Annotated in this window: 28 protein-coding genes; 7 read left to right on the forward strand and 21 right to left on the reverse strand. The window is 35.1% G+C overall.

Translation table 11 applies throughout. From position 1 onward, the window contains the following. Positions 1–3: 3 nt before the first annotated feature. Positions 4–1,152, reverse strand: coding sequence for an aminoacetone oxidase family FAD-binding enzyme (locus PHV22_RS04460; protein ID WP_295022213.1), 1,149 nt, complete (start codon positions 1,150–1,152; stop codon positions 4–6). Positions 1,153–1,236: 84 nt separating this feature from the next. Here PHV22_RS04460 and rimO point away from each other — a divergent pair, with 84 nt between their 5' ends. Together rimO and tilS are read left to right on the forward strand one after the other, a co-directional pair. Then, on the forward strand, positions 1,237–2,550 hold the full coding sequence (gene rimO, locus PHV22_RS04465) for a 30S ribosomal protein S12 methylthiotransferase RimO (RefSeq protein WP_295022211.1): 1,314 nt from the start codon (positions 1,237–1,239) through the stop codon (positions 2,548–2,550). Continuing rightward, on the forward strand, positions 2,543–3,541 hold the full coding sequence (gene tilS, locus PHV22_RS04470; protein ID WP_295022209.1) for a tRNA lysidine(34) synthetase TilS: 999 nt from the start codon (positions 2,543–2,545) through the stop codon (positions 3,539–3,541). Before rimO ends, tilS begins: the two co-directional genes overlap by 8 nt. A gap of 36 nt (positions 3,542–3,577) precedes the next feature. Here tilS and PHV22_RS04475 read toward each other — a convergent pair whose 3' ends face one another. Genes PHV22_RS04475 through PHV22_RS04505 form a run of 7 tightly spaced genes read right to left on the reverse strand, consistent with a single transcriptional unit; the run spans position 3,578 to position 8,685 of the window. Next, on the reverse strand, positions 3,578–4,141 hold the full coding sequence (locus PHV22_RS04475; RefSeq protein WP_299946028.1) for a hypothetical protein: 564 nt from the start codon (positions 4,139–4,141) through the stop codon (positions 3,578–3,580). After that, positions 4,131–4,652, reverse strand: a complete 522-nt coding sequence (locus tag PHV22_RS04480) for a hypothetical protein (RefSeq protein ID WP_299946031.1) — start codon at positions 4,650–4,652, stop codon at positions 4,131–4,133. The genes PHV22_RS04475 and PHV22_RS04480 overlap by 11 nt, the downstream gene beginning before the upstream one ends. Beyond that, the gene (locus PHV22_RS04485) at positions 4,649–5,650 is read right to left on the reverse strand and encodes a hypothetical protein (RefSeq protein WP_299946034.1); all 1,002 of its coding nucleotides are present in this window, start codon (positions 5,648–5,650) and stop codon (positions 4,649–4,651) included. The genes PHV22_RS04480 and PHV22_RS04485 overlap by 4 nt, the downstream gene beginning before the upstream one ends. After that, positions 5,650–6,534 carry a tyrosine-type recombinase/integrase gene (locus PHV22_RS04490; RefSeq protein WP_299946037.1) on the reverse strand — a complete coding sequence of 295 codons (885 nt, stop codon included), beginning with the start codon at positions 6,532–6,534 and terminating at the stop codon, positions 5,650–5,652. Before PHV22_RS04490 ends, PHV22_RS04485 begins: the two co-directional genes overlap by 1 nt. Further along, positions 6,494–7,126, reverse strand: a complete 633-nt coding sequence (locus PHV22_RS04495; RefSeq protein WP_299946040.1) for a lysophospholipid acyltransferase family protein — start codon at positions 7,124–7,126, stop codon at positions 6,494–6,496. The genes PHV22_RS04490 and PHV22_RS04495 overlap by 41 nt, the downstream gene beginning before the upstream one ends. Beyond that, positions 7,119–8,420: a tRNA (N6-isopentenyl adenosine(37)-C2)-methylthiotransferase MiaB gene (miaB, locus tag PHV22_RS04500; protein ID WP_299946043.1), complete on the reverse strand. Its 1,302-nt coding sequence runs from the start codon at positions 8,418–8,420 to the stop codon at positions 7,119–7,121. Before miaB ends, PHV22_RS04495 begins: the two co-directional genes overlap by 8 nt. Positions 8,421–8,439: 19 nt before the next feature. Beyond that, positions 8,440–8,685: an HP0268 family nuclease gene (locus PHV22_RS04505; protein ID WP_295022200.1), complete on the reverse strand. Its 246-nt coding sequence runs from the start codon at positions 8,683–8,685 to the stop codon at positions 8,440–8,442. 161 nt (positions 8,686–8,846) lie between these two features. Here PHV22_RS04505 and nusA point away from each other — a divergent pair, with 161 nt between their 5' ends. After that, complete coding sequence (nusA, locus tag PHV22_RS04510) at positions 8,847–9,980, forward strand: transcription termination factor NusA (RefSeq protein WP_295022198.1); 1,134 nt, start codon at positions 8,847–8,849, stop codon at positions 9,978–9,980. 48 nt (positions 9,981–10,028) lie between these two features. Here the strand turns inward: nusA and PHV22_RS04515 are convergent, their stop codons facing one another. Both PHV22_RS04515 and PHV22_RS04520 read right to left on the reverse strand, forming a co-directional pair. Beyond that, positions 10,029–10,988, reverse strand: coding sequence for an ABC transporter permease (locus PHV22_RS04515; protein ID WP_295022196.1), 960 nt, complete (start codon positions 10,986–10,988; stop codon positions 10,029–10,031). 71 nt (positions 10,989–11,059) lie between these two features. Continuing rightward, positions 11,060–12,376 (reverse strand): hypothetical protein, encoded by a 1,317-nt coding sequence (locus PHV22_RS04520; RefSeq protein WP_295022194.1) that lies wholly within the window; start codon positions 12,374–12,376, stop codon positions 11,060–11,062. A gap of 102 nt (positions 12,377–12,478) precedes the next feature. On the opposite strand from PHV22_RS04520, the gene PHV22_RS04525 reads away from it, so the two are divergent. After that, on the forward strand, positions 12,479–12,829 hold the full coding sequence (locus PHV22_RS04525; protein ID WP_299946053.1) for a hypothetical protein: 351 nt from the start codon (positions 12,479–12,481) through the stop codon (positions 12,827–12,829). 6 nt (positions 12,830–12,835) lie between these two features. Here PHV22_RS04525 and fabI read toward each other — a convergent pair whose 3' ends face one another. From fabI to gap, 4 genes are read right to left on the reverse strand one after another with little or no spacing between them, the layout of a single operon-like run. After that, positions 12,836–13,657, reverse strand: coding sequence for an enoyl-ACP reductase FabI (fabI, locus tag PHV22_RS04530; protein WP_295022190.1), 822 nt, complete (start codon positions 13,655–13,657; stop codon positions 12,836–12,838). A gap of 22 nt (positions 13,658–13,679) precedes the next feature. Then, positions 13,680–14,390 carry a triose-phosphate isomerase gene (locus PHV22_RS04535; protein ID WP_299946057.1) on the reverse strand — a complete coding sequence of 237 codons (711 nt, stop codon included), beginning with the start codon at positions 14,388–14,390 and terminating at the stop codon, positions 13,680–13,682. 3 nt (positions 14,391–14,393) lie between these two features. Further along, entirely contained in the window at positions 14,394–15,593 is a 1,200-nt protein-coding gene (gene pgk, locus PHV22_RS04540; RefSeq protein ID WP_299946061.1) for a phosphoglycerate kinase, read from the reverse strand. Positions 15,594–15,600: 7 nt separating this feature from the next. Then, positions 15,601–16,602: a type I glyceraldehyde-3-phosphate dehydrogenase gene (gap, locus tag PHV22_RS04545; RefSeq protein ID WP_295022184.1), complete on the reverse strand. Its 1,002-nt coding sequence runs from the start codon at positions 16,600–16,602 to the stop codon at positions 15,601–15,603. A 67-nt stretch (positions 16,603–16,669) separates the two neighbouring features. On the opposite strand from gap, the gene nadD reads away from it, so the two are divergent. Both nadD and rsfS read left to right on the forward strand, forming a co-directional pair. After that, complete coding sequence (nadD, locus tag PHV22_RS04550) at positions 16,670–17,218, forward strand: nicotinate (nicotinamide) nucleotide adenylyltransferase (RefSeq protein WP_295022183.1); 549 nt, start codon at positions 16,670–16,672, stop codon at positions 17,216–17,218. Then, positions 17,203–17,538 (forward strand): ribosome silencing factor, encoded by a 336-nt coding sequence (gene rsfS / locus PHV22_RS04555; protein ID WP_295022182.1) that lies wholly within the window; start codon positions 17,203–17,205, stop codon positions 17,536–17,538. The genes nadD and rsfS overlap by 16 nt, the downstream gene beginning before the upstream one ends. A gap of 66 nt (positions 17,539–17,604) precedes the next feature. On the opposite strand, the gene mltF is transcribed toward rsfS, so the two are convergent. The 5 genes from mltF to PHV22_RS04580 form a co-directional block, all read right to left on the reverse strand. Next, positions 17,605–19,032, reverse strand: coding sequence for a membrane-bound lytic murein transglycosylase MltF (gene mltF, locus PHV22_RS04560; protein WP_295022180.1), 1,428 nt, complete (start codon positions 19,030–19,032; stop codon positions 17,605–17,607). 23 nt (positions 19,033–19,055) lie between these two features. Then, positions 19,056–20,330, reverse strand: a complete 1,275-nt coding sequence (locus tag PHV22_RS04565; protein ID WP_295022178.1) for an ArsS family sensor histidine kinase — start codon at positions 20,328–20,330, stop codon at positions 19,056–19,058. Positions 20,331–20,344: 14 nt separating this feature from the next. After that, positions 20,345–21,010: a response regulator transcription factor gene (locus PHV22_RS04570; RefSeq protein ID WP_295022176.1), complete on the reverse strand. Its 666-nt coding sequence runs from the start codon at positions 21,008–21,010 to the stop codon at positions 20,345–20,347. Between the two features lie 63 nt (positions 21,011–21,073). Beyond that, positions 21,074–23,212 carry a ferrous iron transport protein B gene (gene feoB / locus PHV22_RS04575; protein WP_299946070.1) on the reverse strand — a complete coding sequence of 713 codons (2,139 nt, stop codon included), beginning with the start codon at positions 23,210–23,212 and terminating at the stop codon, positions 21,074–21,076. Next, entirely contained in the window at positions 23,209–23,442 is a 234-nt protein-coding gene (locus PHV22_RS04580; protein WP_295022172.1) for a FeoA family protein, read from the reverse strand. The genes feoB and PHV22_RS04580 overlap by 4 nt, the downstream gene beginning before the upstream one ends. A gap of 119 nt (positions 23,443–23,561) precedes the next feature. On the opposite strand from PHV22_RS04580, the gene PHV22_RS04585 reads away from it, so the two are divergent. Continuing rightward, positions 23,562–24,119, forward strand: a complete 558-nt coding sequence (locus PHV22_RS04585) for a CDP-alcohol phosphatidyltransferase family protein (RefSeq protein WP_295022170.1) — start codon at positions 23,562–23,564, stop codon at positions 24,117–24,119. Between the two features lie 31 nt (positions 24,120–24,150). On the opposite strand, the gene PHV22_RS04590 is transcribed toward PHV22_RS04585, so the two are convergent. Both PHV22_RS04590 and PHV22_RS04595 read right to left on the reverse strand, forming a co-directional pair. Then, positions 24,151–24,534 carry a DoxX family protein gene (locus PHV22_RS04590; protein WP_299946074.1) on the reverse strand — a complete coding sequence of 128 codons (384 nt, stop codon included), beginning with the start codon at positions 24,532–24,534 and terminating at the stop codon, positions 24,151–24,153. Positions 24,535–24,548: 14 nt separating this feature from the next. After that, positions 24,549–24,737, reverse strand: a complete 189-nt coding sequence (locus PHV22_RS04595) for a hypothetical protein (protein ID WP_299946077.1) — start codon at positions 24,735–24,737, stop codon at positions 24,549–24,551. Positions 24,738–24,823 lie beyond the last annotated feature (86 nt).

The following is a 24,823-nucleotide window of genomic DNA, read 5'->3' on the forward strand; positions in this document are numbered from 1 at the left end:
TATTTAACTATCCTCCAGTGCCCTTGCACACATTACCGCGCTGCTAAATGCCCATTGAAAATTGTATCCACCTAACTCTCCAGTGACATCCACTACTTCACCTATAAAATACATATCTTTTACCTTTAACGACTCTAAAGTTGCAAAGTTCAACTCACTACTCAGAACTCCACCTCTACTTACTTCTGCTTTGCTGAAGCCAAAATTTCCAGCTGGAGCAAACTCATAGTTATGGATTTTTTCTAGATTTACTCTTGCCTCTTTTGTTATTTTTTTGCACTCAATATCTTCTACACCCAAAGCATCCAGTATGGCTTTAGAGAGTCTTTTTGGCAAAGGAATCACTGAGCTTAATAATTTTTTGCTATTGGCAATCAACTCAAAAATATTGTTATCTGGTAAAAAATCTATTGAAATATTTCCCTTTTGCCAATAAAGCGAGGCAGACAAAATGGCTGGTCCGCTTATGCCACGATGAGCAAAAAGCATCTCCTCTTTTAGGATTTTACCTCCAACCTTTATAGCGACAAAACAGCTAAGACCGCTTAACTCCTTCATCCAAAACTGCTCTTTTTGTAATGTCAATCCAACAAGTGCTGGGGTAAACTCTTTTACCTCAACGCCAAAACTCTTGGCGATATCAAGCCCTATCTCACTAGCTCCAAGCTCTTTAAAGCTTTTACCCCCAGTTGCAACAATTAGCTTTTTTGTACAAAATGAGCCTTTTGTAGTTTTAACCTCAAAGACATCATCTTTTTTTGTAGCACTCAGAATCTCTCTATCGAAAAACAGCTCCGCGTGTCTGCTCTGCTTCTTTAAAATATCTATAATTTCATCAGATGAGTTTTGGCAAAAATAGTAACGGTTCTTTTTTAAAATAGGCTCCACACCATTTTTATCAAGATAATTTAGCAAATCATCTTTTGAGAAGCAGCTTAAAGAGCAGGATACAAAATCACTGTTGCCATCATAGTTATCTTCGCTAACATACAAATTGGTAATATTGCATTTTCCACCGCCAGAGATTTTTAGTTTCTTTGCGACCTTACTATTTGCATCTATGATGGCAACACTTTTTTTTCTACTCAAATGCGAGGCACACATCAGCCCGCTGGCTCCTGCACCTAAAATCAAAACATCATATATTTTCATAATGGCATTATACGATATAATGCCGCTTATATATTCTGCCTTAAAAAGGCAAACCTTGTAGCATATCAATAAAAAGCAGTAAAAATGGGCAATAAACTTCACATAGTATCTCTAGGATGTACAAAAAATTTAGTTGACACAGAAGTTATGATGGGTAAACTAAAAAATTTTGAATTGACACAAAATCAAGAAGAGGCGGATGTAATCATTGTAAATACTTGTGGTTTTATAGATGCAGCAAAGCAAGAGTCTATAAACACAGTTTTAAACCTTCATGATGCAAGAAAAGAGGACTCTGTTTTAGTAATGGCTGGATGTTTGAGCGAAAGATACAAAGAGGAGTTAGCCAAAGATATGCCAGAGGTTGATATTTTCACAGGAGTTGGCGATTACGACAAAATTGATGAGCTTTTGATTGAGAAAAAGAGCCGTTTTTCTAGTGAAGTTTTTTTGATTGATGGAGCCGAGAGAGTTGTGACGGGCTCAACTTATCATGCTTATATAAAACTCTCAGAGGGGTGCAATCAAGCCTGTAGCTTCTGTGCGATTCCATCCTTTAAAGGCAAACTAAACTCAAGAAGCTTGGACTCAATAGCCAAAGAAGTTGAAGGCTTAGTCAAAAAAGGGTACTATGATTTCTCTTTCGTTTCACAAGACAGCTCATCTTTTCTTCGCGATCAAAACATAAAAGATGGACTAAGTCTGCTGATGCAGAGAATCGAGCTAATTGATGGCGTAAAAAGTGCTAGAATCCTCTACCTTTATCCATCCACAACAACCATAAACCTGCTAAAAAACATTGCAAAAAGTGAGATTTTTCACAACTATTTTGATATGCCTATTCAGCATATAAACGACGATATGCTTCGCATTATGAAGCGAGGATTTGGCAAAAAAGAGACTCTTGAGCTTTTAGAGTTTATGAGAGAGCTTCCTAACTCATTTATACGAACCAGTTTCATTGTCGGGCATCCAAATGAGACGCAAGAGATGTTTGATGAGATGTGTGAATTTGCTGCATCTTTTGGTTTTGACCGTATCAATGTATTTGCCTATTCTGATGAAGAGACAACACCAGCTCACGAGATGAGCGATAAAATTCCAGCAAAAACGATTGAAAAAAGAGCAAAAATTCTTGGAAAAATTGCCTCAGAGTGTACGCAAAAATCTCTAAAAAATGAGATTGGTAAAGAGGTAAAGATTATTATAGATGGCGAGAGCGACGAACATGAGTATATATTAAGTGCGAAAGAGCTTATCTGGGCACCTGAGATAGATGGCGAGCTTTACATAAACGACAGAACTAGTGATAACGAGCTAATCTTTGGCAAGATATATAGTGCCACAATAACTGATATTGCAGGGGATATTTTAACCGCAACAGTTGATAATGCTTAAAGAAAAAACACTTTCACATCTAAAAGACAGAAAAAATCTCTTAGCGTTTTCTGGCGGAGCAGACTCTACGGCTCTATTTTTTCTTCTGATAAAACACAACATCATCTTTGACATTGCAATCGTAAATTATGGTGTGCGAGAGCAGAGCAAACAAGAAGTTGCTTACGCTAAAGAGCTTTGCACTTTACACAATCTCACTTGCCATATACACAATGCCGCAGAAATTAAAACAAATTTTGAGGCAAAAGCCAGAGAAATTAGATATGATTTTTTTGAAGAGCTGATTTTAAAACATGGATATGAAAATCTTCTAAGCGCACATCATCTAGGAGATCGCTTTGAGTGGATGCTTATGCAGTTTTGCAAAGGCTCTGGTTGTGCAGAACTCGCTGGCATGAGGACTTTGGAGCAGAGAAAAAACTACAAACTTATCCGCCCACTTCTGCATTTAGATAAATGCGAGCTTCTCATTTATCTAAAACATAGCTCAATTAAATATTTTGAAGATGAGAGCAATTTTTATGAAAACATAAAAAGAAATAGTTTTAGGCATAACCACTCAAATCCGCTTTTAGCCGAACATCTAAGTGGCATAAAAAAAAGCTTTGAGTATTTAGACGAGGATAGAGACAGTTTAATCAAAGAGATAGATGTTTATTCTGAAGATGAGTTTGTTTATTTTAAAAATTTTGGCGATATAAGAAGCAGCATCTATGCGATAGATAAATATCTAAAATCGAAGCTTTATATGCTTAGCGCAAAAGAGAGAGAGCTTTTAAAGGGTGAAAAAACAGTAGTTGTTGGACGGAAATTTGTAATTAGCCAAAATAGTGATTTTATATTTATGTCACCATTTGTAAGAGAAGTTGTTATGCCAAAGAAGTTTAAAGAGGAGTGTAGGGTTTTAAAAATAGAACCTAAACTTCGCCCATATCTTTTTAAAAATGATATAGTTTTCCAAGAGATAAAAAAAATATTAATTGGAAGTTAAATCTTTTTTTTGAATTTAGTCTGCTTTTTATCGTGTTTACTTTTTTATATCATCTTCTTTAGTTTTACTGCTGTTTAAATCTTTTTTATTACCATAAACTTTCATTTTAAACGATGAGTTAATTATTTCACCATCTCTTTTGAAATCTATTGGAAGGTTTATAGATATTATCCAATCGCTCTTGTTTACGGTATCCAAGAAGTTGTAAAAGCTCTTTGGCGAGCTGATTTTTGAGCTTGTATTTACTTCATAGACACTAAAGTCATCTTCGCTCTCAACTTCAATTTTTTTTGATAACATCAATGAATTAAAAAAACTTTTATGCTGTTTTTCAAATTTTTCAGGAGAGAAGCCACTACTAAATGCACCTATTATATGTGAATTATCCGCTTTTAGTTTTTTATATACAGTTGCTGTTTCATCGTGAAACTCTACTGTACGAGCAAGTTCAACACTCTCTTTTTTTAACTTAGATCGCTTAGACCTATACTCTTTTCCCTCTGGAATCAAAACAGCAAAAGAGAAAACAAAAACAAATATCAACAGCACAGTAGAGAGCGCCAACAAATATATGCTTTGTCTAGTTATGCTACTCTTCACTTACTGTCTCCTCTTCTAGATAGTTCGTAGATACAAATCGAAGCCAACCATTTTCAGCAGGATAAAAACTACTATAAGTTTGATGAAAGATTGATCGAAGAGGCGCTAAAAGCATAAAGTTATAGACATCCTGATTTGGCGTGATACCATATAAAATCAAGCCATTTTCCATTATTTTTGCTTCTGATAAAACTATCCTTCCAGGCACCAAATCAAATAAGTTGCTTATGCTATCTTTAAGAAGGCTATTTTTCGTAAACACTTCCTCAGATAAATCAACTTGTTTTTCTATGTATGCTATCTCATTTTTCATCTTCTCTGTACTTTTTACAAAATCATCTTTTTGCTTGAGTGTCTCTGCCATATCTTGTTCAAAATTATGATTTTTTAGTAACAAAAGGTTGTGCGTAGCAAAAAGCATAAAAATGGTGACACTAAAAAAGGCAAACAGAAGCTGAAACTCTTTTGTAAAAATTGTTTTGCCGGATGCCTTTGTATAGCTATATTTCATTTTATCTCTATCTTTGCAAGGTTACAAATCTCTTTGGCTAACTCTATCTTTCGCGAGTAGACACTCAAAAACATCTCATCCTCTAGATATCCTTTTAGTTCATGATTCAACCCAATAGCATCAGCAATATAAACAACCTCAACAAATCTGCTGTCGTATTTCTCATCTTTATAAAAACTATTTAATGACTCCTGTATGGATACAAACCTTTGATAGTCTTCACCAAAACCATTTAAAGTCAATTTCTCTTCAGGGACACTTAGAGGTTTTTTTATCTCACTCTCTTCTGAAAATTCATTTATATCATCACTATCATCCAGATTTTCTATGCTTGCGTACTCCTCTGCAAAACCCACATCATCTAAATCTATCTCCCCCATATCTAGAGATAACTCTTCACTATCATCATCCAATAGCTGACTATCATAGGGGTTCTCTTCCTCGTCAAGCAAATGATCTGCATTTATAAACTTTGCAAACAATAATTTAGAGTTCTCAAAAATAGCCAGAGACAGATAGCTCTCCTCTACTAAAATAAACATTGCCATCGTTAATTCTATTTTATCTTTAAAAAACTCTCTCATAATCAAAAAAGGAGAGAAAATAAAATCAACTCCAACTTCCTTATATTCCCGTTTTATAGAATTTATACTGCTTTCTAGTGTATAAAATGCCAAATCTTTCGCATAGCATACGAGCTTTATTTTACTATCTCTATTGAGATTATCTATCTCGTTAATTTTGCATGTTGAAACCGCACACTGAGTTGACGAGTGATCAATAATTGAAATATAGTGAAACGGCGACTCTTTTTTATAAGATTTTATAAAATTATACATTCTAGTTTTATCTTGAGAAACATCAAACTTCTTTTCAATGCTCTCCATTAGAGTGCCTTTTGATGAGTAGATCTCTACATAAACAATGGTCGTTAAGTTTTCAACAACTATATTTATAAAGATTTTTGTATAGATAAAACCTAAAAAGTTAAATGCCATTACTTGTCTGCTCCGCAAAGTGGGTGTGCTTTATCATAATTTTTCTGCTTCAATGCACTACCCAGCTTTGTGTATATTTGTGTTGTTGCCATAGATGAGTGTCCTAAAAGCTCACTCACATCTGCGATTGGCGCATTGTTGTTCAAGAGCTCTGTCGCGTACGAATGACGAAGCTGATGTGGTGAAACTTTTATGTTTACTCTTTTAAATACTTTTATTACGATATATCTTAGACTGTTTTCGCTTAATTTTTCGCCATTTTTTTCAAAAATGAATTTTTTCTGTTTTGATAAGCTAAGATAATCATTTAGCATCTCCTCAAGCATAGGCAAAAGAGGCATATCTCGCTGTTTGCTTCCCTTACCAAAAACTCTAATCCAACCTTGCGATAAGTCTTTGGTTTCAAGGGATGCTAACTCAGATATTCTAACTCCAAGAGCATAAAACATGGTTACGATTAGCCTCTCAAATGGTTCGGCCAACAACAATGCTTCAGTAATGATTTTATGTGAAATTGGTTTCGGAAGAGTTTTTGCAACTTTAATACTATCATCGGCTCTCACAACAACTCTCTCTCCTTTGTCGTTTAAATATTTTGCAAATGAGCGGATTGCACTGAGCTTTTTGCTTATGGTTTTTGAATTAAGTGAGGCGATTTTTATGCGATAGGGCATAAGATTAAAAATTCTGTTTTTATCTTCTTGAAATATCTCTATATTTTTAGCAGCTTCACTCTCTTTATGGTTTAAAAATGCCTCTTTTAGTGTTTCATCATAACTCTTTATGGTCAAGTCAGAATATCCTCTTATCTCTTCAAGGTATTTTAGAAACTCTTTTATCTGATTATTTATCTGTTTTTTCATAGTTGTTGAGTCTGTTTTCAATCATATCTCGTGCTTCTTCAAGCCCTAAGTCTTCCATGGCTATTGGTTGCGTCATATAGTAACTTATGGTTCCAAAAGGCTTAGGAATCATAAACCTATCCCAACTATTAAGCTGCCAATATTTAGAAGCAATTATTCTAACTAGTACTATTTTTTTTGATGTTTTTTGAGCCATGACAATCATGCCGTCTGCGACTTTGTGCCTTGGACCTTTTGGGCCATCAGGAGTGATGCCTATGTCATAGCCATCTTTTAGAGCTTTTATGGCTTGGATTAGAACTTTTGCAGCATTTCTGTTTGTTGAACCAGCTATCGTTCCCAATCCAAAATAAGTGATAGTTTTTGAGATTAAAAGACCATCAAAATGGCTTGAGATTAAAACTTTTGCATGAGGAGTTTTTCTGTACTTCTGATATGCATACGGCAACATAAGAAGCTCTCCATGCCAACAAGCAAATATAGTTGATTCATCTGGGATTGTCTCTGGAGAGTAGAACTTTTTTTTATTTGTGGCGTAGATGATTCTTATAAAAATTGAAGCAAGAAAAGGAACAGCTAATAGCGCAAAAGCGCGTAAAAACTTTTTAATCAATAATCTTTCCAGTTAAAATTGTTCGTCCAATTGCAGTAATCTCAACATCTCTAAACTGACCTAAAAGCTCATCTGAGCCTTTAGCTTTGATTAGCATATTGCCATCACTCCGTCCGCTTACAAAATAGTCACTATTTAGATCTTCAAAGTAAACTCTATATATTTTTCCAAGTTGTACGCTATTTTTCTCATCTAATATTTTGGTGTTCAAATCTTGGATGGTCGTCAATCTAAGAGATGCAACATCTTCATCAACCACATTCGTGAAGTGTTCAGCTTCTGTCTCAGGACGAGGAGAGTATTTAAAAGAGAATATTTGATCAAACTTTACTCTGTTCATTACATCTAGCGTATCTAGAAAATCTTCATTACTCTCCCCCGGAAAGGCAACGATTATATCGGTGGATATGCTTACCTCAGGACAAAGAGCCCTAAGTTTTTCAACCCTTTCTAGAAACCACTCTTTTGTATAACCTCGTTTCATATCTTTTAAAACTTTAGTGGAACCACTTTGAAGTGGCATATGCATTGACTTGCAGATTTTAGGATTTTTTGCAAACTCATCTATAAACTCATCATCCATATGAAATGGGTGTGGAGAGGTAAAACGAATGCGCTCTAAGCCATCAATCGCACTTAAGCGACGAAGAAGCTCTGTAAAGTTCACTTTTTCATGTTCGCCTGAAAAACGGCGACCATAGTTATTTACATTTTGTCCCAAAAGAAAAATCTCTTTTGCTCCATTCTCAACCGATCTTTTTGCTTCTCGCAATATAAGCTCATCAGGAATAGATATCTCTTCACCGCGAGTTTTTGGAACAATACAATATGTACAGGATTTATCACAACCAATGGATATATTTATAAAAGCCTTATATGGAGATGTTCTAAAATCATCAAAGGCGAACTCACTCTCATCATAATTTATATCAACCTCAACAGCTCTTTCTCTATGTATAACATCTGTAATTTTAGATACATTTCTAGCACCTAAAACAAAATTAACATAAGGAGCTCTCTTGATTATCTCTGCACCCAGATGTGAAGCAGTACAACCACAAACACCTATTTTTGCGCCATCTTTTTTCTTTTTATTAAAAATTCCAAGTTCTGAAAAAAGTTTAGCTACTGGCTTTTCTCTAACTGAACATGTATTTATTAAAATCAAGTCAGCTTCTGAAATATCAGTTGTCGTTTTATAATTCTCTTTTTCACTAAGCTCCGCAATAATATGCTCACTATCGCGAGAGTTCATGGCACAACCTAGAGTTTCAATATATAATTTTTTGCTCATTAATAGTGCTATGTTTAAATTAGTTTATAATATGAACTTGATACACATACTCTTCATCAGAGAGTCCGTATTTAACTTCGCTCATATAAAAACTTTTACCTTTTGACTCAAAGTGGTCTTGAAGTTCTAGCAGGTCTTTGTGAGAATTGTCTCTATCAAAATAAAAAATAACACTACTCTCTTTCTCAACGCTATCTTCCAGTTTAGATAATTCAACTTTTTTAGGCTTCATCCCTATATCAGTTCTTGCAAATTTTAAATCCATGGTTTTTTCCTATTTGTAAATATAGGGGATTATAGTAAAACTCTACTAAAAAGTTAATTAAAGCTGTTTTTATACATTTTGGATATAATTTCATACTTCATAAAGAATCCCCAATTTTTTAACACTGTTTTTTATGAGATTACCCTATAGAAGGATTTTCAATGGAAAAAATATTAGACATAATCAACGCAATTGCGCATGAGAAAAATCTTAACCCAGAGAGCGTTACTGAGGCACTTAAAACTGCATTTATTCAAACTGCAAAAAGAGTAATAGACTCAAAATTTAATTTTGAAGCAGTAATAAACAAAGAGACAAAATCAATAGATGTTATACAAATAATTACTGTCGTAGCAGATAATGATGAGAGACTGCAAGATGAGCATATTGCGCCAGCATATATCTCAATAACAGATGCCAGAGAGTATGATGACCAAGTTGAACTTGACGACCAACTTCAAATCCCTCATGACCTAGAAGAGCATGGACGAACTGCCGCAGCTTCTCTTCACCGTGAAATAGAGTATCACATCCAAAAACTTGTAGAGAGTGAGGTTTTTAACAAGTACAAATCAAAAATTGGCACGCTAGCTTCTGGACGAGTTACAAGAGTTGACCCAAACAACACAACTTATGTTGAAATAGATGAAATCAAAGCAACACTTCCGATGAAAAGCCGTATAAAAGGTGAAGTTTTTAAAGTTGGTGACCACATAAAAGCTGTTGTCCGCTTAGTAAATATGGATAGAGAAAATGGCATCGCGATAGAACTCTCAAGAACTTCTCCAAAGTTTTTAGAAGAACTTTTAGCGCTAGAGGTTCCTGAGATTTCTGATGGAACCGTAATTATTGAGAGATGTGCGCGAATCCCTGGCGAGAGAGCAAAAGTAGCACTCTTTAGTACTCATCCGCAAGTTGATGCAGTTGGAGCAACTGTTGGTGTAAAAGGCGTTCGTATCAATGCTGTTAGTCAAGAGTTGATTGGGGAAAATATAGATTGTATCGAGTACACTTCTGTCCCTGAGCTTTTTATCTCAAGAATAATGAGCCCTGCTATCATCTCAAATGTTGTAATAATAAAAAATGAAAATGGTGAAGCAGAAAAAGCTATTGTCTCACTGGCATCTGATCAAAAATCAAAAGCGATAGGAAAAAGTGGTATTAATATTCGCCTTGCCTCTATGCTTAGTGGTTTAAACATTGAACTTGTTGAAAATGATAATAGCAGTAGTGCACAAAGCGGTAATCATCCAGCCAAAGACGGAGTTGATGCGCTAGAGGCATTGTTTAACTAAAACATCTATAGCTTACCTTTTAAAAGAGGTAGGCGACCAAAAGAAGATTTACCCTCTTTGTATATATGGATTTAACCTCAATAGTGCAAGATCTGCCACTATATTTCCCAGAAGCGTTAAAAATGCCGTCATCATCAGTGTTCCCATAATTATTGGATAATCACGACTAATTGCACTCATATAAAAAAGTTGTCCCATCCCATCAATACCAAAAATAGATTCTAAAATAACGCTACCACCTATTAAGCCAGGCAGAGACAATCCTAACAGTGTAATTATTGGGGGCAGAAGGTTTGGATATATGTAGTGATTTAACAACTGTTTTTCACTAAGTCCACGAGAGAGTGCATAGTAGTAGTAATCACTCTTTAATATCTCTAGCGTTAGGGAGCGAATATAGATTATCATACTTCCAAGACCTACAAATATCATGACGCTTATCGGCAAAGTTAGATGCCAAGCCATATCAAAATAATTCATAACTCCCTCTTTTGGCTCAATTGAGTGAAGTCCTGAGATTGGAAAAATAGGTACTGCTAGAGCAAAAAATATTATAAAAATTAAAGAGAGATAAAATGATGGCATAGCAAAAGATACAAGAGAGATTTGGCGGATAATATAATCGGGCTTTTTTTCGTAACTGAGCGCTGATTTTATTCCGAGCTTCAGAGATAAAATAAACACTACGACCAGTGAGACACTATTCATAACAAGAGTAACTGGTATCCGCTTAAGTATTTCAGAGCTAACATCCTCTCCGCTTACAAACGAGATGCCAAAATTCAGATGAACTATATTGATAACCCAATCAAAATATTGCTCTAGCAGTGGCTTATCGAGCCCATAAACGGCCTTTAGTGTGGCTATTGCTTCTTTTGTCATATTTGGGTTAAGCTCCCCTGCTCCAAAGAAACTATTGGGTGCAGCGTGGATAGCTAAAAATGAGATAATAGAGATAATTAGCAACATAAAAGAGATATAAGTGATTTTATTTATGAGTGTAAACATAGTGGAAATTATAGCTAAAATATAAGATGTCTGATTCTCCAAAAAAGAAAGAGAATCAGATTTTTTATTAGTTAAAAATTATATTTTAGGTAAAGCTGGATATCTGTTGACTTAACATCACTTGCATTATTTACATAATTTTTATCTGCAAATATAAGAGCTGCTGAAGTCTCAAGAGGTCCGAAAGCTTTAGATGCAACAATTGTCGCTTCTGTAACTTTTCTATCAGTAGTAGTAGGGGCATTGTTATCTATATCAGAGTAGTAAATCCCTCCAAGAAGTTGTATTTTTGGTCCAACTTCCCCCTCAGCCGTTAAGCTGTATGAAGTAGCACCTTGAGCGGATACATTTCCATAGTTCCACCACATTTCAGTATAGAGCTTAGATTGGCCGCCTTTAGTCCAAGATGTTCCAGTTGCCGTATTTGCAACACCCAAAGCACCGCCACTATCAACCGATGAGAATGCAGCTTTAATAGTTGCCACATCTTTTATAACATACCCAGCCATCAAAGAGTAAGCAGTTGTGTCTGCACTTGGAGCAGCTTCTGCTTTTGTGTTTGCAAACTGAACACCCAAAAGAACATTATCAATCAGGGAACATTTAACATCTGCTTGTAGCCAGTAAGCTTTTGCTAGGAAAACCATATCATAGTACCAAGCTTGAACTGTAACTGGTTTAAAAGAGTTATTGATTGCACCAATAGCGTAAACACCATTTGTTCCAAATGTGTTAAATCTTCCATTGCCAGCAACATAACTTCCAACTCCGTAAGTACCTATATAGGTTGGGGTAGGAGAAGCATTTCCTAGCGTACCCGCTTCCTCATCAGCGGAACCATTTGACTTACCGATGAATGTAGCTACTAAGGTAGTATCTTTAATGCTCTGGTTAACCAAAACAACTGCTTCAAATGTATTTTTATCTAAACCCCATGTTTCAGTAAAAGCTAATGGAGTATCTAATGTTTGACGACCAACTTTTAAAGTTGTATCAAACGCACTTCCTGCCAACCAAACTTCATCCATCCACATTGCACTATCAACTTGTTTTCCACCAGCAAAGTGTGAACCAGCAGAATCGCTCACGCCATGTGCACCAGACCAAACATTGCTAACCAGGTTGTTCTCAACGCCAAGTGTTGTTACAACCTGCATTCCAACACCAGCTGAGATACCTTTTGTTAAATCTGTTGTTAGCCCTAAATGTAATGAAATATCAGTATACGAAGCGTCTTTGCTAAAAAAACCACCATTTCCTGCTGCATTTGAATCTGTTGTGCCATAATATAATCTTGCGTCTCCAGAAACCTTAGTATTCTCGATTGCAAAAACAGTCGATGTTGTAAGTAGTGCTACTGCTACTAAACTTAATTTTGTTAATTTCATCTTTTTCTCCTACCTTAAATATTGTCACTATTGTGTCATATACATCTTTAATATAAGTTTAATTTAAATTTACAATCTTAAAAAGTTTATGTATAATCTCAAATGAAAAAAATATTACTCTTAGCAACAGCGCTTATTTTTAGTGGTTGTTCAAAAATAAATAATCAAAATCCGTCTCAAAATAGTGCTCTCAGCAAAATTGCTGGAAAGACACAAGAGAATGATAGTGGATTTTTACAAAAATCACTTGATGGCTGGATAGAGAAAGAGTGGACTCCTGCGGTTGAAAAAAATGATAAGATTAAAGACATAAATACTAATGAAAATAGAAGTTTCACTATACAAGAGTATATAAACAAGATAAGAATTTATAACAGGGATAAAAATCAAACTCTAGAGGATTCCAATATAAAAAAAATCGACTCGATGCCCGTTATAGGCAAGAGTAGATAATTATTTTTATTTTCTAACATCCCAGCAAAAAACAGTTTTTCCATCCTCTGTTTGCTCAGCTGCAGCCATTCCCATAATACTATAACCACTATCAACATAGTGAATTTCTCCAGTTACGCCAGAAGATAGATCACTCAAGAGGTACATGGCTGAATTTCCAACTTGCTCTGTTGTAACATTTTTCTTTAGTGGTGCGTTTACTTCATTCCAGTTAAGAATCTGTTTAAAATCACCTATTCCAGCGGCAGCTAGAGTTCTTATTGGGCCAGCAGAGATTGCATTTACTCTTTGACCTTTTCTACCTAGTTCAACAGCCATATATCTTACAGTTGACTCAAGTGCGGCTTTTGCAACACCCATAACATTATAATTTACTATATATTTTGGTCCACCTAAATATGAGAGAGTTAGTATCGAGGCATCATCTGAGAGAACACTCTCAAGACGGTTCGTTAGGTCTATTAATGAATAAACCGAAACATCCATGGCAATTGCAAATGCACTTTTTGTAGTTTTCATAAAAGGCTCACTAAGTGCTTCTTTTGGAGCAAAGGCGACCGAATGAACTAGAAAATCAATCTTTCCAAAATCTTTCTCAATCAGAGCAGCAATTCCTTGCATATGCTCCTCGTTGGACACATCAAGCTCATAAACTTTATCACTTCCAAATGATTCAGCAAGTGGCTCAACTCTTTTTTTTAGAGCATCATTTAGATATGTAAAAGCGAGTTCTGCGCCCTGCTCATGACACGCTTTTGCGATTCCGTATGCTATTGATTTATCGTTTGCCAATCCTACAATTAGACCTTTTTTGCCCTTCATTACCATCTTTAACTCTCCTTTTTATTGTTTATTTTTTTTCTAAAAGTTGTGCACTCTCGCACATAGAACAAAAATGTTCTGCATAAAGCGCTGCACTTCCAACTAAAACACCATCAACACCATCAAGAGATAAAACCTCTTGAACATTAGTAACTTTTACACTACCACCATAGAGAAGAGGCGCAGTTGACTTAGTTTTTAGTTCTTTATGTATCGTTACTATATCTTCAGGTGTTGGAGTGAGTCCACTACCTATTGCCCAAACTGGTTCATATGCGATAATCAAGTTTTTATACATGACATCTATGCCCTCATATTGTCTAGATATATACTCCATCATCTTATCATGTCCAGACTCTCGCACACTTAAAGGCTCGCCAACACAATAGACTATTCTAAACCCAAGTTCTTTATAAAAATTGAATTTTTTTACCAGCTCTTCTTGAGTCTCGCCCATCACATGTCTTCGTTCGCTATGGCCAATCAAAATAGTTTTTATCTCAAACTCTTCTAGTTGCTCATATCCTATCTCACCAGTAAAAGCGCCATTTATAGCTGGATAAGCATTTTGCGCACCAACTTTAATACCTGCTTGATGTTTCACTAAGCTACTTGTTGCAGGAAAAACTAAAACTTCTTGAGTGATGCTGTTTTTCTCTATAAATCTCTCTACTTCATTTAAGTAGCTTATAGTTTTTGCCCGTGTTAAATTTGTTTTTAGATTTGCTGCAATTATCATAAGCTAAATCTTTTTTATAATTAACGGAGCGACACCTGGCAAGATTTTACCCTCTAGTAGTTCCAAAGAAGCACCACCACCAGTAGAGATAAAAGTCATCTGCTCGTCTAAATCTATTCTTTGAACCAAGTCGGCCGTATCTCCACCACCAACAACAGTTGTAGCATAGCTATTTGCCAGATAGTGTGCTATTTTATTTGAGCCTCCAGCAAATTTATCCATCTCATAAACGCCCATCGGTCCATTCCATAAAACTGTTTGAACATCACTTAAAACCTCTTCATAAAGCTTTACTGTTGCTGGCCCAATATCGAGTCCCATCCAACCTTTTGGTATCTCTTGAACTGTTGTTATTTTACTAATTGAGTCTTCTGAAAACTTTTCTGCTGCTATCACATCTATTGGCAAGTAAAATTTAACTCCGAGTTTTTTTGCTTCTTGCATAATATGCTCAGCCTCTTCAAGTAGATCACTTTCAACAAGTGAAGCGCCGACATCATACCCCATCTGCTTAAGAAATGTGAATGCCATTCCTCCGCCAATAATGACCTTGTCTACTCTAGGGAGAAGATTTATAAGGGCCTCAAGTTTTCCAGAAACTTTGCTTCCTCCAACAATAGCCGCAAATGGACGAACAGGTTTTTCAACAAGTTTTCCTAAAAACTGAATCTCTTTTTGAAGTAAAAATCCGGCAGCTTTATGTTTGTTATCAAAAAACTTAGTGATTCCCTCAACAGAAGAGTGTGCACGATGACTAACACCGAACGCATCATTAACATAAAAATCAACCATAGAGGCTAGCTTCTTAGAGAGTTCAATACTATTGTCGGTCTCTCCTTTTTCATAACGAAGATTCTCCAAAAGCAAAACTTCACCAGACTTCAAAGTAGAAGCCTTTGCAAGGGCATCTTCTCCGACCACATCCTTGGCAAGAATAACTTCTCTTTTTAGAAGATGCTGTATTCTTTTAGCAACTGGAGCAAGTGAGTATTTTGACACAACTTCACCATCTGGACGACCCAAATGTGAACCCAAAACAACCGCGCAATCTTGATCTAGGCAATAGTTTATAGTAGAGAGCGCCGAACGAATACGACGATCATCGGAAATATTACCAAACTCGTCCATAGGGACATTAAAGTCGCATCTTATAAAAACTTTTTTACCAACGAAATCTAGATTTTTAATATTTAATAGTTCCATTTTTTTCCTATTTGCTAATGTGAAGTGCCATATCTATAAGTCTTGAAGAGTATCCCCACTCATTATCGTACCAAGCCATTATTTTAACCATATCACCATCTATAACTTGTGTTAAATCTTCCGCAACAATAGCGCTATATGTAGATCCAACAAAATCTTGAGATACTCTCATCTCTTTGTCCATCAACAAAATCCCGCCAAGAGTTGTATCTGCCATTTTGTTAAATACAGCCGTTACTTCCTCTTTTGATGTCTCTCTTCTCACAACAACATTTAAGTCAACCATTGAGACATCAGGAGTTGGAACACGAACACTTTGACCATGAAGCTTACCGACGAGCTGGGGAAGAACTAACCCAATAGCTTTTGCTGCACCCGTAGTTGTTGGAATCATATTAATCGCCCCTGCTCTTGCACGGCGTTTGTCTGATGAGTGTTTAACATCTAAAATATTTTGATCATTTGTATATGAGTGAATAGTTGTCATTAAGCCTTTTTTTATACCAAAAGCATCATCTAAAGTTTTTGCAACAGGCCCAAGGCAGTTTGTTGTACAAGAGGCATTTGAAACAATTTTTTGCCCATCATAAAGATGTTCATTTACACCTATAACAAAAGTAGCTGTCTCTTTGTCTTTTGAAGGAGCCGAAAAAAGAACCTTTTTTATACCGTTATTGATATGAATCTGTGCAGACTCTTGAGTTAGAAAAACACCAGTACACTCCAAAACCATATCAGCACCAAAATCAGCAAATTTAAGATTTTTTGGATCACGGTCATTAAAAATTTTAATATTTCTACCATCTATGCTGATAGTATGCTCATCAATCTTATGTACTTCACTTTTAAAAATTCCGTGAACAGAATCATTTTTTAGCAGATAAAGCATCATATCCATACTAGCCATATCATTTATGGCTACAATTTCTATATCACTCCTAGCTGCAGCAATTCTAGCCACACAGCGACCAATTCTACCAAATCCGTTAATTGCTATTTTTAGCGCCATCATATTTCCTAAGTCAAAATAAAAGTTCAGCGATTTTATCTAAAATAAGCTATAATTCGCTTTAAATATGGATACAATCGCACTTTTTGGTGGCTCTTTTGACCCGCCGCATATCGGTCACGAGGCTATTGTTAAGGCTTTGATACAACTCAAAGAGATAGACAAAATTATCATTATGCCAACATTTTTAAACCCGTTTAAATCTACTTTTTTTGCTCCCTCATCTCAAAGAGTGAAGTGGTTAAGAGATATTTTTAGCGAATATAAAAATGTTGAAGTCTCAACTTATGAATCCAAGCAAAGCGCTGCAGTTCCTACGATTAAAACCGTAAAACACCTTCTAAAGAGTTATAAAAAAATATTTCTCGTTATAGGTGCAGATAACTTTAAAACCCTTGATTCATGGGATAATTATGATGAACTTAAAGAGTTGGTTACCATAGTAGTAGCCAAAAGAGATGGTGTTGAGATTCCATCAGCAATCACAACCATTGATATTAATGAGAATATTTCATCAACATCAATAAGAGAAAAAATGGAAATTTCAAAATTACCAAAAAAATGCGCCAAAGAGATATATAACTTTTACAAGGATAAAAAATGGAAGACAGAATAGAAAAAATAGTACAAACACTAGATAATAACAAGGCAGATGAGATTGAGGTTTTTGATCTTCGTGAAAAAAACTACTTTGTAGATTATGCAATAATAGCTTCATCGCTCGGCTCAAAACATACATTTGCTCTACTTGATCATTTAAGAGATGATCTTAAGCCGCAAGAAAAATTTATCAATGTTGAAGAGAGCGGAGATTGGATTGTCGTTGATTTAGGCGATATACTTATCCATATTATGACTCCAGAATATAGAACAAAGTATGATATGGAAACATTCTTAAGTAGTCTTGCAAACGGCAGAGAAGGCGATACTATCTAATTCTCTTCTAGCTCCTAAGGCTACAAAATAAGTATTTTGCATAACAAAAGAAAGATAAACTAAAGTTTATTTCTTTTTATCTTTCTTATCCGCATTTAGAGCTTCCTCGTTCTTCTCTAAAATATCTTTATAATCGTATATTTGATCAACATACTTAACTGGCTCACTTCCTCTTGCATATCCATGCTTAAGATCTTTATGATACTTTTCTTGTGAGAGAAGAGGTAGAGCTTTCTTTAAATCACTCCATACATTTTGGTTTAATCCCATTTTTTTGGCAAGCAGTTGCGCATCCAAGATATGTGACATCCCAATATTATAAGCAGCTAGTGCGAACTTAAGTCTATCCTCTCCTTCAACTTCGACTGGAACATCTTTTATCATCTGCTTAAGGTGTCTTGCTCCACCATATATACTCTCTTTTGGACTAGACCTATCCTTTACCCCAAGCAATGTTGCTGTGTCTTGGGTTAGCATCATCAACCCTCTAACGCCAGTATAACTTCGTGCATCTATGTTCCAATGTGACTCTTGATATGACAAAGCGGCCAAAACGGAGTATGGTATATCATAGCGTTTGCTAGAATCTTTAAAGTATTTTTGATACTTGGGTAGTTCACTTTCTATTCGTTTATAAAACATACTCGTATTGTAATAATCAAAAAACATTACATAACTATAATAGTGATCTTTCAGCTGCGACAGCTCTCCACTTTGGCTAATAGTGTTTAGCCATACAAACATACTCGCTTTTAGTTTTTTAGAATCAGGTGCCAATACCCATGCTATCTGCTCTCTTGGGCTTATTGTAAAAGCCAATGCTATATTTGGAAAGTATCTTTGATTTAATGAGTATATGTTTGAATCTGCAACAGTACAATCTATTTCATGTGTCGCAACTTTCTCTAACAACTCTTCAGTTGAGAACTCGGATGTATATGTTGCGTTTATATCAAAACCATCTTCTTGTAGTCTATGAATAGTCTCTCTATAGCTCGTTGCTTCTCCAACCATTATATTTAATCCAGCCAAATCCTCTACGCTCTTTGGAAATTTATCACCCCATAACATTTCACGATTACAAACCATCTGCTCTTGAACCTCAAAATAAGATGGTCCAAAATTTAGATTTTTTTCTCGTTCTTTAGTCTTTGTTAATGAAGCGGAAGTTATATGGATATTTGGATTTTTACTAAGAACAATCGCTTCTTGTGTTGTCTTTGCTGTAGTTATGTTTAACTTTACTCCCAAATATTTTGCATATGAACTCAAAAGGTCATATTCAAAGCCTTGGGGACCATCTGGTCCAATATAGTAAGTTGATTGTGAGTTTAGGAGAACGACATTTAGCGTTTTTGAATTTATAATTTTTTCAATCTCTAGTCGTGCCCCATTTTTATCTACGGGCGAATAGACTGTACGGCTCAACCATCCAAAAACAAAAAAAAATACGGCAAAGAAGATACCAACCGTCATTCTGATTCTATTATTCATTACATTAGTTTACAATTAAAAGCTTACGCAAATATAAAACGATTTACTCCATTTTCATACTCGTGTGCCAACACTTGGTTATGTGCTTTTAAGATTGAATCAACCAGATACAGCCCCAAGCCAAAACTATTTTTTGAAGGATTCTCTTTTGTAAATGGTTCTATATAGTAGCTAAGAGGATGGGATATACACTCTCCCGCACTCTCAAAAGAGAGCTCACCATTTTTAACTAAAATCTTAACATGAGCATCTGATGAGTATTTTATGCCATTGTCTATCATGTTTTTTATGGCTGTTACATAGAGTCTATAATTAGCATGTATTTTTATTTTTGCATCCACATCAATAGTTACACTTTTTATATCAACCATAGCCATATCAATAGCACTATCAACAATATCAATTAGCCTATACTCCTTAAACTCTTTTTTGTTGTTAATGCTTGTAACCTCTTCTATTAGAGCAAATTCATTAACTAATGACTCCAATCTCCCAAAAATAGAGCTAAATCTATCTATCTGTTTTTGTGAATCAAGCATTTGAGTTGCAATGGTTCCTTTTGCAATTGGTGTTTTAAGTTCATGCATAATATTTCGCAAAAAAAGAGTTCTTGATTCTAGAATCTTGTTTATATTCTCTTTTGTAGCTTCAAGCTCATTTGAAATCAGTGCTATCTCATCATATCCGCTTGTCTTAAAAGATATATTCATATTACCATTGCCATAAAGTGCTATTTTCTTTCTCAGCCTTATGAGTGGTTTTAACCTCTGAAGTATCAGCACAAAGGACAAGAAAATCACAAAAATAACAGTTAAATAAACATAGGCTAAAGGCCAATATGTATATGGTTTTAGCTCAGTATCTAAAATCAAGGCTGATAAAAACGGAGTCATAACAAGAAAATATATATTTTTGTCATGCTGCAACATTTTTATCTCCAGATTTGTTGCAGTGCTTTGAGAGTAGATATCACCATTAGTAAATCTTAAAGATGTATCAATATTTTTTATCTCTTTTGATTTTAGAAGTTTGGAGGTCTTAATTATATGCTCTACTTTGTCATCTTTTTCAATAACAAAATTATAGATAGCTAGATTTGCCTCAAGCGCAACAAAAGAGACAAATCCTTGTTGATGCTGACGAAATATTTGTATTATTGTTGTGTGTTTAGTAAAGATTTGTTCTATATGGTGTTGTTTGTTTGATTTAAAAAATTCCCAAAAAACGGCGCTTATACTAACAATTGTTACCGCAAAAGCAAATAAAACAGTTATTAAGACAGCATTTTTTCGTATCAAAGAAACTCCCTTGTTTATGATTTTAGAAGTTTGTATCCGACACCTCTAACTGACTCTATTAGAGATTTATCCCCTAGTTTATTTCTGATTCTACCAACCATAACATCTATACTTTTATTTGAAGAGTCTTCATTTATAGCGTTTACATTGTGTATGAGATCTTCTCTTGAGACCACAAGTCCCTGCTTTGCAATCATATATGACAAAATCCCAAACTCTGCATTTGTAAGATCTATATTTCTGTTTTTATACAGAATCGTCATAGATGATGTATCGCACTTAAAGTCACTCTTTGAGTCAACTTTTTCCTGCGATTTTGCTTCATAGCGTCTAAGAACAGAGTGGATTCTAGCCTCTAATTCTCTTGGGTCATACGGTTTTGGTATATAATCATCGGCTCCTAATTCAAGGGCTTTTACTTTATCGCCAAGATCGCTTCTTGCAGAGGAGATTATAATAGGTATATCTTGTCTCTCTCGAATTGCTTCACAAACCTCTAATCCATCCATTCCAGGAAGAGTTAAATCCAAAATAACCAAATCAAAAGGTTCTAATTTTAATATACTTACCGCTTTAAACGGGTCATCTTCTGTGACAACCTCAAATTTAAACTGCTCAAGATACTCAGTCAATATCTCAGCTAACTCTAAATCATCTTCAATCATTAATATTTTTTTCATAAATGAATCTTAACAGATATGAACTAATAACAGGTTAATAATTCATAAATATCTACTATCCTCCTACAGGTAAATAGCCGAAGCAATATTAAACGCAATAAAAGCGAGCGAATAAGCTGCTATGGAAGTAAATATCAAAAGATAAAAAAAGTATTTTATTCCACCTGCCTCGCGTGTAAAAACAACCGATGCCGCCAAACAAGGAAGATATATCATAACAACAACTATAAATGCAACCGCAGATGGAAAAGATATATTTTTAGAGATTAAATTTTTTAATGAGACACTATTTTCATCTACTTCGGCGCCTTGTGAATAAAGAACTCCAAGCGTAGATACAACTATCTCTTTTGCTGCAAGACCTGTTTGAAGTGCAACGCTCATTTTCCAGTCGAAGCCAAGTGGTGCAAAAATAGACTCAGTAGATTTACCAATACGCCCTAAATAACTCTGCTCAAGCTGGGCTTCTAAAAACATATTTTGCAGAGCTATCTTATCACTCTTTTTTACTGCCACTTCAATTTTAGAGTTGTACTCTTTTTTTAGATCAATATTTTTAGGGTAGTTACTTGAAAACCAAATCAACATTGATGCAGCCGCTATAAAAGTACCAGCTTTTCTAATATACATCCATGTTTTTGTGGTAACAGTATGCCAAATCAGCTTGAGCGATGGTAGTCTATACTTAGGCATCTCCATAACAAAAGGCTCATCTAAACCCCTAAATGCTGTAAGTTTTAATATTTTTGCAGCAAAAAGTCCTAACAAAGCACCCGTTATGTAAATTGCAAAAAGAATATTTCCTGCCATTGCTGTAGAAAAGAATGCACCGGCAAAAAGAACATATACTGGAAGTCTTGCTCCACAACTCATAAAACCTATGATAAAAAGTGTTAAAAGCCTATCTCTGTCATTCTTTAAAATTCTCGCCGACATGTAAGCAGGAATAGAACATCCAAAACCTGTCACAAGGGGAATAAACGACTGTCCATGCAGTCCAAACTTATGAAAAAATCCATCGAGCAAAAATGCTACTCTTGACATATAACCAGTGCTCTCAAGAAGAGCTATTCCTATAAAAAGAATTACAATATTTGGAACAAACAATACAACCGCTCCAACACCAGAGATAATCCCATCCACCACCAATGAGCGAACATCGTCGTTCGCTATTGTCGCACCTACGGTATCTCCAAACCATCCAAATAAGCTATCTATCCACTCCATTGGAATTGAACCTATCTCAAATGTCAGCTGAAACAGAGCCCACATAAAAAATAAAAATATAGGTATTCCAAAAATTTGATGTATCAATATGGAGTCTATTTTATCGGTTATACTCTTTTTTTCACTCTCCTTGCTTTGCTTTAACACCTCGGCAACAACACCTCTATTAAATGAGGCATATTCTGATGCAAAAGCTTCTTTTATATCATCACTATCATGGTGTAGCTCCACATGTCTTGATGCTTCTATTAGAATTGGCTGAAGCTCCGTCCATACAGGGTCGTCATGAAGTTTTGCATAAGTTTTTTTATTATTTTTTAAAAGGTTTATTGCTATGTTTCTATACGAATTAAAATCTTCATATTTATGCTTTACTAGATACTCAACTATCAGTGTTATCTCTTCTTCAATAGGTTCACTAAAGATAAGCTTATGCTCCATCTTGTGTGATTCATACTCTTTTATAAGAGATTCTATAAGCTCGCCTATTCCTGTTTTTTTTGCAGCAGACACCTTTACACATGCAAATCCCAAGAGCTGTGACATATATTTATCATCTATCTCTATTCCCTCTTTTTGCGCTTCATCACTCATATTGAGCGCAACAACCATCTTCTTACCAACGCTCATAAGCTCTGATGTGAGCTGAAGATTTTTTTCCAGATTTGTAGAATCCACCACATTTATAATAATATCATAGTCATTTTCAGATAGATACTCACTAGTAACTCTCTCCTCAATGCTATAATCATTTAGTGCATATGTACCTGGTAGGTCCACAACTGTAAAATGATAATCCTTGTAGTCAAAAAGAACTTCACTCTTCTCGACAGTAACACCTGTAAAGTTTCCAACATGTAGATGTGCATTTGAAATTGAGTTTATCAACATGCTTTTTCCAACATTTGGCTGACCAACTAGAGCTACTTTGATATGCTTTGCTGTTATCGGGCATGATTTTTTAATCTTGCTCATACTCTTTTTACCTCAATCATCTCTGCTTCATGGGCACGAAGAGCAATCCTCATCTTGCCTACTTTTATCTCAATAGTGCTTTTTGCAGGAGCGTGTTCCAAAACCTCTATTATTGCTTCTTTCATTATTCCAAAAGAGATTAGCCTCTGCTTTAATTCAGAATCAGCATTTAGCTTCACTACTTTTACAACCCAAGTTTTATCACACTCACTTAATTTTTTTATACTCATATGCCAAACTTTTATAATTTTCAAATAATGAAAACAATATCACATTAATAGTTAATTAATCCAACTAATTGTTTATCCGTATCAATTTTTTTGTTATAATTTCCCAAAAAAGGCAATTAGTGAAATTTCTATACAGAAGCAACTCCCATTTTAATCTTGCAAATCTTTTCACATTCGTAAACATTACCGCTGGACTTATGGCAACTTATTTTATTACTCAAAACAACTTTTTTGCAGCAATTATCCTAGCTTGGATTGGTGGTGCTTTTGATATATTTGATGGCAAGATTGCGAGAAAATATAAACTCTCAAATGAATTCGGAGTGCAATTAGATAGTTTTGCGGACTTTTTAAGCTTTGTGCTTGTTCCTGTATTTTTAATTTTTCAAGCAGTTTATGCCACATCGTTGTCTGGTGTTTGGATGATTCTTGCTTCTGTTATTAGCATCTACTATGTAATCTCTGGACTAAGAAGGCTTATACAGTTTAACATAAACGCGGATGCTGGAGAAGTTGATAAATTCTTTACAGGTATTCCGACGCCTCTTGGAGCAATCTTACTATGGTTTGTATATTTAGCAAACAGCTATACTCTTCTGCCGGCTTATTTGGTTATTTTTCTAATGGTCATAATCGGATGGAGCTTAAACTCAAAGATAAAAATTCCTCATCTTTGAGCCGTGCATATATCCTTTTTAGATGGATATATTATTTGTTGTTGACTCCATATTTTCCACTTCCAAGCATTACAACAAGCAAAGACATAATAAAGTACAAAAATGGTAGCTCCATAAGCGGTGCTCCATGCTCCCCCAAAAGAAGCCAAGAACTTCCTTGGGCTAGAAAGATTGCAACTAACATATTGAATGCTAAAATAGATGATGCAATCCTTGAATAAACGCCAAGCAGAATTAATATCGGCATAACTACTTCACCAACATAAACACCATAAGCCATAAATTCTGAAAGTCCTGCGCTTTTAATTAAATATTTTACACCACCTATTCCATGAATAACTTTGTCGAAGCCGTGAAAAAGAATCATAATTGCAAGAGTTGCTCTTAAAATTAGTTTTGCTATCTCATTTCTCATATTTCACTCCCTATCTATTGTAGCGCTCTAAATCTACAAGCACCAACTGTTATTATTTTACCATTTTTTATGGCCTCTTTAACATACTCTAGTGTGCCTTTTGGATCAGCATCGCCTATCTCTTCTTCAACCATCCTTAATAAGTCTTTCTCCTGCGTTGTGGTCCATATTTTTTCATATATATACTGAGTTTGTATCTGCATAAATCTATTTTCCTTTTTATTCTTTTGTTACTAAAATTTTCATCGTAGTATAATCTTAAAAATATATTTTAGAGGTAAAAAAAGAG

Origin of the sequence: Sulfurimonas sp. (assembly GCF_028713515.1) — a bacterium.
GTDB lineage: Bacteria > Campylobacterota > Campylobacteria > Campylobacterales > Sulfurimonadaceae > Sulfurimonas.